General features: G+C 67.6%; 7 protein-coding genes and 2 pseudogenes. 6 read left to right on the top strand and 3 right to left on the bottom strand.

All coding sequences use genetic code 11. The features are described from left to right. The 3 genes and pseudogenes from AC1DY5_RS32495 to fliF all read right to left on the bottom strand — a co-directional run. Window positions 1-338: pseudogene (locus AC1DY5_RS32495) on the bottom strand (hypothetical protein); the annotation flags it as partial. Beyond that, window positions 325-1,323 carry a flagellar motor switch protein FliG gene (fliG, locus tag AC1DY5_RS32500; RefSeq protein ID WP_478118187.1) on the bottom strand — a complete coding sequence of 333 codons (999 nt, stop codon included), beginning with the start codon at window positions 1,321-1,323 and terminating at the stop codon, window positions 325-327. The gene fliG and the pseudogene AC1DY5_RS32495, both read right to left, overlap by 14 nt. Then, window positions 1,313-3,040: a flagellar basal-body MS-ring/collar protein FliF gene (gene fliF, locus AC1DY5_RS32505; protein ID WP_478118189.1), complete on the bottom strand. Its 1,728-nt coding sequence runs from the start codon at window positions 3,038-3,040 to the stop codon at window positions 1,313-1,315. The genes fliG and fliF overlap by 11 nt, the downstream gene beginning before the upstream one ends. A gap of 279 nt (window positions 3,041-3,319) precedes the next feature. On the opposite strand from fliF, the gene fliE reads away from it, so the two are divergent. The 6 genes and pseudogenes from fliE to AC1DY5_RS32535 all read left to right on the top strand — a co-directional run. Continuing rightward, the gene (gene fliE, locus AC1DY5_RS32510) at window positions 3,320-3,637 is read left to right on the top strand and encodes a flagellar hook-basal body complex protein FliE (RefSeq protein ID WP_478118190.1); all 318 of its coding nucleotides are present in this window, start codon (window positions 3,320-3,322) and stop codon (window positions 3,635-3,637) included. A 166-nt stretch (window positions 3,638-3,803) separates the two neighbouring features. Further along, a complete protein-coding gene (locus tag AC1DY5_RS32515) occupies window positions 3,804-5,042 on the top strand; it encodes a FliC/FljB family flagellin (RefSeq protein WP_478118192.1) in 1,239 nt (412 codons plus the stop codon). Between the two features lie 164 nt (window positions 5,043-5,206). Next, window positions 5,207-6,664 carry a flagellar filament capping protein FliD gene (gene fliD / locus AC1DY5_RS32520; protein ID WP_478118198.1) on the top strand — a complete coding sequence of 486 codons (1,458 nt, stop codon included), beginning with the start codon at window positions 5,207-5,209 and terminating at the stop codon, window positions 6,662-6,664. A 20-nt stretch (window positions 6,665-6,684) separates the two neighbouring features. Next, a complete protein-coding gene (fliS, locus tag AC1DY5_RS32525) occupies window positions 6,685-7,107 on the top strand; it encodes a flagellar export chaperone FliS (RefSeq protein WP_478118194.1) in 423 nt (140 codons plus the stop codon). Between the two features lie 29 nt (window positions 7,108-7,136). Continuing rightward, a complete protein-coding gene (locus AC1DY5_RS32530) occupies window positions 7,137-7,469 on the top strand; it encodes a flagellar protein FliT (protein ID WP_478118196.1) in 333 nt (110 codons plus the stop codon). A 16-nt stretch (window positions 7,470-7,485) separates the two neighbouring features. Beyond that, window positions 7,486-8,234: pseudogene (locus AC1DY5_RS32535) on the top strand (hypothetical protein); the annotation flags it as partial.

Consider the following 8,234-nt stretch of genomic DNA (forward strand, 5'->3'; position numbering starts at 1 on the left):
GTGCGGCCCTGCGCATAGCCTTCGGCGTGGCCCTCGCGCCGGCCTTCGGCCTCGCCGGCGCTGCGGGCCTCGCGCCGCAGGCTCACGAGCTCGGCGGCATGCAGCAGCGCCACGGAGGGCGGGGCTTCGACCGGCGGGAGGGAGGTCCCGTGGCCGCCGGGGGCCGGGGCGCGCCGCGCCGGCTCGACCAGCGTGTCCATCTCCCAGCGCTGCCAGGCGGACAGCACCGGCTTGTCGGGCTTCGCGGCGGCGGCGGCGCGTGGCGGTGGCGCATAGGCAGCGGCCGCGCGCGCCCGGGCGCCGAAGGGCGAAGGCGCGGGGTACCTAGACGTAGTCATCGGTGCCTGGCGCAGCAATCACGATCTCGCCGGCTTCGGCAAGGCGGCGTGCGACCTGCAGGATCGCCTTCTGTTCGGCCTCCACCTGCGACACGCGCACCGGACCGCGCAGCTCGATGTCCTCGCGCAGCGTCTCGGCGGCGCGCTGCGACATGTTGGCGAGGAACTTGTCGCGCAGCTCCTGCGGCGCGCCCTTGAGCGCGGTGATGAGCGAGTCGGACTCGATGTCCTTGAGCAGGCGCTGGATGCTGCGGTCCTCCAGGCTCAGCAGGTTCTCGAACACGAACATCTCGTCGATGATCCGCTGCGCCAGCCCCTCGTCGTGTTCGCGCACGTGGGCGATGGCTTCCTCTTCCTGCGCGCTGTTCATCAGGTTGACGATCTCGGCCGCGGTGCGCACGCCGCCCAGGCGGCTGCGCTTCAGGCCCTGGCCCGAGAGCATCTCGGTCAGCACATCGGTGAGTTCCATGAGCGCCGAGGGCTGCACGCCGCCGAAGGTGGCCACGCGCATGATGACGTCGTGGCGCAGCCGGGTCGGCAGCTTCTCGAGCACCTCCGAGGCCTTCATGCGATCGAGGTGGATCAGCACGGTCGCCAGGATCTGCGGATGCTCGTCGCGGATGAGCTCGGCCACTTCGCTGGCCTCGAGCTGGTTCAGGCGCTCGATGCCGCTGTGCGGCTCGTCGTTCTGCAGGATGTCCTCGAGCAGGTTGCTGGCGCGGTCGTCGCCGAGCGCCTTCTTGAGCACCGCGCGGATGTAGCTGCTCGAGCCCAGGTGCAGCGCCGAGAGCTGCTCGGTCTCGTGGCGGAACTCGGACAGCACCGCGTTGAGCTCGTCCTTCGAGACCGAGGAGAGCTTCGCCATCGCGAGGCCCAGGGTCTGGACCTCGCTGGTGGCGAGGTGCGCCAGCGCCGCGGCGGCGCGGTCTTCACCGAGGGCCATCAACAGGATGGCGCTCTTGCGGGTTCCGTTTTCACTGATCATGGGTGTTCATCCAATGCTGGATCAGCGTGGCGACCAGCTTGGGATCCTGGTCGGCGAGTTGATGGGCGTAGTCGAGGTCGACCTTCTGGCGCAGGGCCTCGCGCTGGCGCAGGGCTTCCTCGGCAGAGATCGCCGGTTCTTCCGGTTGCTTCGGCGCGTCGCCGGCGGCGACGGGCTCGGACACGGTCGGTGCCGGGGCCGGCGGCGGCGCCAGGTGCTTGCGCAGCAGGGGCCGCAGCACCGCGAACCAGGCGAACAGCGCCAGGAAGCCGAGCAGCAGATACTGGCCCAGGCTCTTGCCGAGTTCGAGGTTGTCGCGATCGCGCCAGAACGGGACTGCGGCGGCGGTCGGCTCCTTGTTGTCGTCGGCGAAGGCGCTGTTCACCACGTTGAGCGAATCGCCGCGCTCCTGGCTGAAGCCCATCGCCTCGCGGGCCAGGTTGCGGATCTGCTCGATCTCGACCGGCGTCAGCGCCCGCAGCCTGCTCTTGCCGCTGCCGTCGCTCGCGTCCATGTAGTTGACCACCACCGCCACCGACAGCCGCTTGATGCCGCCGGCGCCCTGCTGCACGTGGCGGATCGAGCGATCGAGCTCGTAGTTGGTCGTGACGTCCTTGCGCGAGTTGCTGGGCCCGGTCGAATGCGAGCTGGTCGCCACTGCGGCGGTGTTCGCGGCACCGTTGGCGGTCGGGGCACCGGGCGTGCCGGGCCGCGGCGCAGTCGTGATCGGCGCGCTCGGAGTGCCGGGCGGCTGGTTCGACAGGGCGCCGGGCACGCCACCGGGCGGCGTGCCGCCCTGCTGCAGCGATTCGCTCGACTGCTGGCTGCGCATGGCGGCCTTGCCGGGCTCCTGGTTGGGCTTGTACTTCTCGTCGGTGTTTTCCATCACCGAGAAGTCGATGTCGGCCGCGACCTGGGCGCGAACATTGTTGGCACCGACGATCGGCTGCAGGATCGTCTCGATGCGGCGGATGTAGCCCTTCTCGATTTCCTGCACGTACTTGAGCTGGCTCACGTCCAGGCTGCGGGCGCCGCTGTTGGCCGCCGACAGCAGGTTGCCGCGCTGGTCGACCACCGTGACCGCCTTCGGGTCGAGCTCCGGCACGCTGCTGGAGATCATGTGGACGATCGCGCTGACCTGGCCCTCGTCGATGCTGCGGCCGCGCTGCAGGGTCAGCACCACCGAGGCCGAGGGCTTCTTCTGCTCGCGCACGAACAGCGAGGGCTTCGGCAGCGCGAGGTGCACCCGCGCCGATTCGATCGTGCCGACCGATTCGATCGAGCGCGCCAGCTCGCCTTCGAGCGCGCGCTGGTAGTTGACCTGCTCTGCGAACTGGCTGGTGCCGAACTTCTGGTTGTCCATCAGTTCGAAGCCGACGCCGCCGGCCTTCGGCAGGCCCTGGGCGGCGAGCTTGAGCCGCACCTCGGGCACCTTGTCGCCGGCGATCAGGATCGCGCCGCCGCCTTCGGCGAACCTGTATGGCACGTTCATCTGCTGCAGCGACGCGATGATCGCGCCGCCGTCGCGGTCCGAGACGTTGGTGTATAGCACCTTGTAGTCGGGGCCGCGGTTCATCAGCGTGAACGCGGCCACGGCGGTCACCAGCACTGCGGCGCCGATGACGATCGGCAGCTTCGGCTGGGCCCGCAGGCGCTCGAGCAGCGCGGGGAGCGAAGACGCCGCGGGCGCGTCGATCGCGGGTGCCGTCGAACTCATGCGCGGGTTCCCTCGCTGGCCGGTGCGCCGGGAAGGTGCGTCGTCATGCGGAGGAAGTGAGGTTGTTGTTCAGAGGTCATGCCGTAGGCCGCTGAAGTCGTCAGCGGGCTTGTCGTTTCGCGGTTGATTGTGAGGAGCCGTAACAAATTCGATGGACCGAACAACGGGGGCTTTAGCCGTCTGTTGGCGGCTTGTATCGGGGTCTTCCCTTGCTACGCTGAAAGGACGACGGAGCGCCTGGGCGCTTCTAAAGCAACACCAAAGTAAACAAGGAAAGCCATGTCGATTGCTGCCATCGAATCCGTCCTGCAACAGATGCGGGCCACCGCCGTGCAGGCCGGCTTCTCGCCCGCTGCCGCCGCGCCCACCGAGAGCGGTGGCTTCGCCGCCGAGCTCAAGCGCTCGCTCGACAACATCAGCGGCGCGCAGACCAAGGCCTACGGCCAGGCCGAGTCCTTCGAGCTCGGCAAGCCGGGCATCGCGCTGAACGACGTCATGGTCGACTTGCAGAAGGCCAACGTGGCCTTCCAGACCGGGCTCCAGGTGCGCAACCGACTCGTAAGCGCCTACCAGGAAGTGATGAGCCTGCCGGCTTGACTCCGAAGGGTCGTGGACGGGGCCGGCGAATATTTGGGCCGGGCCCTAAAGGTTTCCGAGGGCGTGCCGATAACTGATCCAACGATGGCTTGAGTCTCACGGTGGGAGCGGGTCCAGCGTTACGGCCTTGGCCGGAGTCCACAACCTTTGTCAACAGGAGTCGAAAATGGCGTCAGTCATCAATACCAACAGCCTCTCTCTGCTCACGCAGAACAACCTGAGCAAGTCGCAGGCTTCGCTGAACACCGCGATTCAGCGCCTGTCTTCCGGCCTGCGCATCAACAGCGCCAAGGACGATGCTGCCGGCCAGGCCATCGCCAACCGCTTCACGGCCAACATCAACGGCCTGACGCAGGCACAGCGCAACGCCAACGACGGCATCTCGCTGGCGCAAACGACCGAAGGCGCGTTGACCGAAGTCAACAACAACCTGCAGCGCGTTCGCGAACTGACCGTGCAAGCCGCCAACGGTTCGAACTCGCCCTCCGACCTGAAGTCGATCCAGGACGAAATCACCCAGCGCCTGGCGGAAATCGACCGCACGTCGGCGCAGACCGACTTCAATGGCGTGAAGGTGCTCTCCGCTTCGGCCAAGCCCCTGACGGTGCAGGTGGGTGCCAACGATGGCGAAACCATCAAGATCAACCTGCAGGAAATCAGCTCCACGACGCTCGGCATGCAAGGCTTCAACGTGGCCGGCCCGGTCGCGACGGCAACGACCGCTTTCGACGGCGTGACCGCAGCCTCCACCGCTGACAAGCCCAGCGCCGCCCAGCTGCAAGCCGCTTATGGCAGCACCACGGCCGTCACGCTCACGACCGTGGCCGAAAAGACCACCGACACCCTGTCGACGGCCCTCGGACTGGCCGCGGGTGGCGCCACGCTCACGGGCAATGCCGTGACCGACAAGAACGGCAACATGTTCGCCGAAGTCGCGATCACGCCCGCATCGGCTGGCGAGGCGTCTTCCCTGGTGAACCAAGGCTTCACCGGTGCTGCCAGCGGTACCACGATGTACCGCTACGTCGCGCTCGACCCGGCATCGGCCGACACGACGACCACCGCGGGCACTGCCGCATTCACCGTCGACACGTCGAAGATCACCGCCAACAGCCTGCAAACCGGCTCGACCGCCAGCCCGCTGGCCGCCATCGACGCAGCGCTGAAGAAGGTCGACGACCTGCGCAGCTCGCTGGGTGCAGTGCAGAACCGTTTCGACTCGGTGATCTCGAACCTCGGTACCTCGATCACCAACCTGTCGTCTTCGCGCTCGCGCATCCAGGACGCCGACTACGCGACGGAAGTGTCGAACATGACCCGCGCCCAGATCCTGCAGCAAGCTGGCACCTCGGTGCTGGCGCAGGCCAACCAGACCACGCAAGGCGTGCTCAAGCTCCTGCAGTAATCCGGGCCAAGGCGCCGACGCCTCTCCGCGTGGGAGGGCGTCGGCCGGTGCAGGCGCTCCGGCGCCTGCGCTGTCCTCTGCAGCCTGGCAACTCCAGGCCGCGGAGGACAGCGAATTCATGTGCATGAGCCGCGAGGCTTCAGAAGTAGGCAGGAAAACATCACATCATGACCATCAGCAGCCTCGGCGTCGGATCGAACCTCGACCTCAGCACCTTGCTCACGCAACTTCAGACCGCCGAGAGCCAGCCGCTCGTCGATCTGCAATCGAAGCAGACCAGCTACACCACCAAGCTGACCGCCTACGGGCAGATCTCGAATGTGCTGGGCGGACTCAAGTCGGCTGCCACGGCACTCGCTTCGCCGGCGCTGTTCCAGGGCGTGAAGGCCGGCTCCAGCAACACCAGCATGCTGACCGCCACCGCGGACGGCACCGCCGTTGCCGGCAGCTACGCGATTAACGTGACGCAACTGGCGCAGGCGCAGGCCTTGGTCACGGTGGGGCAGGCAAGCGCGAAGACGGCCATCGGCGTCGGAACGGTCACGATCGATTTCGGAACCATCGCCGGCGGCACGCTCGATGCGACGATCGGCAAATACACCGGCTCCAGCTTCACCCCGGATGGGACGCGCACCGCGACGCCCATCACCATCGACGCCAGCAACAACTCGCTCGAGGGCATCCGCGATGCGATCAATGCGGCAAAGGCCGGTGTGACGGCCAGCATCGTCAATGACGGCAGCGGATCGCCGCAGCGCCTGGTGCTGTCTTCGACGCAGACCGGTGCCGCGTCCAGCATGAAGATTTCCGTCACCGGCGATGCGGCGCTGCAGACCCTGCTGGCCAACGATCCTGCGGGGACGCAGAACCTGACGCAGACGCTGAGTGGCCAGGACGCCAAGCTGACCGTCAATGGCATCGCCGTGTCGAGTGCCAGCAACACCGTCAAGGAAGCGATTCAGGGCACCACGTTGAGCGTGGCGGCGATCGGGACCACCAGCGTCAACCTGTCGACGGACACCGCATCGGTGGCCGCGGCGATCGGCAGCTTCGTGCAGGCCTACAACAACCTGCAGGCGACGGCGGCGAATCTCACGGCCTACAACGCGACCACCAAGACCGGCGCTGCGCTGCTGGGCGACTCCACATTGCGCAACCTGCAGACCAAGATCCGCCAGGCGCTGACCACGCCGCAGGCCGGTGGACCGAACGACATGAAGGTGCTTTCCGAGATCGGCGTGTCCTTCCAGAAGGACGGCACGCTGGCCATCGATTCGACCAAGCTGAACACTGCGCTCTCGACGAAGCTGGACGGTGTCTCGAGGTTGTTCGCCAACGCGACCGACAGCACGGCCGGCTATGGCAACCAGCTCAGCACGCTCGTGAGCGGCATGACCTCGACTGGCGGTGTTCTGCAGGTGGCGACGGCCGGCGTCAATACGACTCTCAAGCAGCTGGATGCGGACTACACGGCGATGTCGTCACGCGTGAGCGACACGGTGGCGCGCTATCGCACGCAGTTCCAGCAACTGGACGTGCTGATCAGCAGCATGAACAGCACCATGAGCTATCTCACGCAGCAGTTCAATGACATCAACGCGACGAGCAGCAGCAGCAAGTAAGACCAGGATCGGAACCGCGCATGTACTCCCCGCACACTTTCAGGACTGGCGCCCTCGCGTACGCACGTGTCGGCGTGGAGACCAGCGCCATGAGCGCCTCGCCGCACCAGCTCATCTGCATGCTGTTCGATGGCGCCAAGTCGACCATCGGCATGGCCCGCCACCACATGTCGAACGGCGACATCGGGCCCAAGGGAAACGCCATCTCCAAGGCGATCGACATCGTCGACAACGGCCTCAAGGCCGCACTCGACGCCAAGGCCGCGGGCCCCGAAGGCGAGGCCCTGGTGGCCAACCTGTCGGCGCTCTACGGCTACATCATCCAAAGGCTTCTCTATGCCAACCTGCGCAACGATACGCGGGCGCTCGACGAAGCCGATGGCCTTCTCGAAGACATTGCATCGGCCTGGCGCGAGATCGACGCCGGCCCGGCGCGCGCATGACGCGCCCGGCGAACAACACAGGGGACAACATGGCGACCAGGAGTGAAGTCGTGCATTGCTACGGGCAGCTGGCCTCGGGCGTTGCGCTCATGGCGGAGCTGGCCCGCTCCAAGGAGTGGGGCCGCCTTCCCGCGCTCGAGGAGCAATGCGCGGCGATCGTCGACCGGCTCAAGGTCCTGGTGCCGCTGGAGCCGCTGGAGCCGAGCCAGCTCGAAGAAACGCTGCGCCTGATCGAGCGGATCCGCGCCGACCAGGACGAGGTCTGCGGGCTGGTCAAGCCGCAGATCGAGCAGTTGATCGCCCACATGAGCTACCTGCAGCAGCGGCGCAGCCTGGGCAAGGCCTACGGGCCGCCGCACTGAAGCGCGGGAGCTGGCCATGAGTGGACTCACCGGACTGATCGACGCGCTGCTCGCCGTCAAGGCGTCGCCGCGGCTGGATGTGCTCGCGATCAAGGCCGAAGCCCAGATCGGCGCGCCCGGTGCGGTGGCGCAAGTGCTCAGGGTCGAGAACGACGTCCGCCTGCCATCGAAGGCCGCGCTCGACCGCGTGCTGCCCGGAGGGCCGACCAGCCTGCCGGGCGCAGCGGCGCATCAGCCTCCGGAGCGCGAGGCCGAACTGTCGGTGGCGGCGCGCGTCATTAGCGCGGTGCTGGCCGATCTCGAATCCGATCCCGGGCCGGTGCGCGGCGTTGCGCCGGCCTGGCCGTCGCGGCTGGCACCTTCGGTGCCCGAGCTGGCGCGCGCGCTGGCGCAGACCGTGAATCACAGCGGCCTGTTCTACGAGTCCCACCTGGTCGAGTTCGCGTCCGGCACCCGGCCGCTGGCGCAACTGTTGCAGGAGCCGCAGGCGCAGTGGGCCACGCCGCTGGCCGCGCAGCGCGCCGTCGAGCCGCTGGTGCCTCCGGCCGTCGCGGCGGGCGCTGCGACGACTACGTCGTCGCTTACGCCTGTCCTGGGCGAAGGGGTGCCGGCGCTTGCAATGCCCGTTGCCGCCGCCGCTGCTGCGCCCGCGGCTCCCACGGATGCCGCCAGGCTGCAGGCCACCTACGCACGCGGCGAGGCCGCGCGCCCTGAGCCGGGGGGCGAGCCGGACGGGGCTTCCGACAGCGCCGAGGAAGTCCGCCC

The organism is Variovorax sp. P4_D9 (assembly GCF_056401695.1).

What these genes read in the sequence shown, in the direction of transcription:
- fliG (WP_478118187.1), bottom strand. Translation starts at nt 1,323, where the DNA reads ATGATCAGTGAAAACGGAACCCGCAAGAGCGCCATCCTGTTGATGGCC.
- fliF (WP_478118189.1), bottom strand. Translation starts at nt 3,040, where the DNA reads ATGAGTTCGACGGCACCCGCGATCGACGCGCCCGCGGCGTCTTCGCTC.
- fliE (WP_478118190.1), top strand. Translation starts at nt 3,320, where the DNA reads ATGTCGATTGCTGCCATCGAATCCGTCCTGCAACAGATGCGGGCCACC.
- AC1DY5_RS32515 (WP_478118192.1), top strand. Translation starts at nt 3,804, where the DNA reads ATGGCGTCAGTCATCAATACCAACAGCCTCTCTCTGCTCACGCAGAAC.
- fliS (WP_478118194.1), top strand. Translation starts at nt 6,685, where the DNA reads ATGTACTCCCCGCACACTTTCAGGACTGGCGCCCTCGCGTACGCACGT.
- AC1DY5_RS32530 (WP_478118196.1), top strand. Translation starts at nt 7,137, where the DNA reads ATGGCGACCAGGAGTGAAGTCGTGCATTGCTACGGGCAGCTGGCCTCG.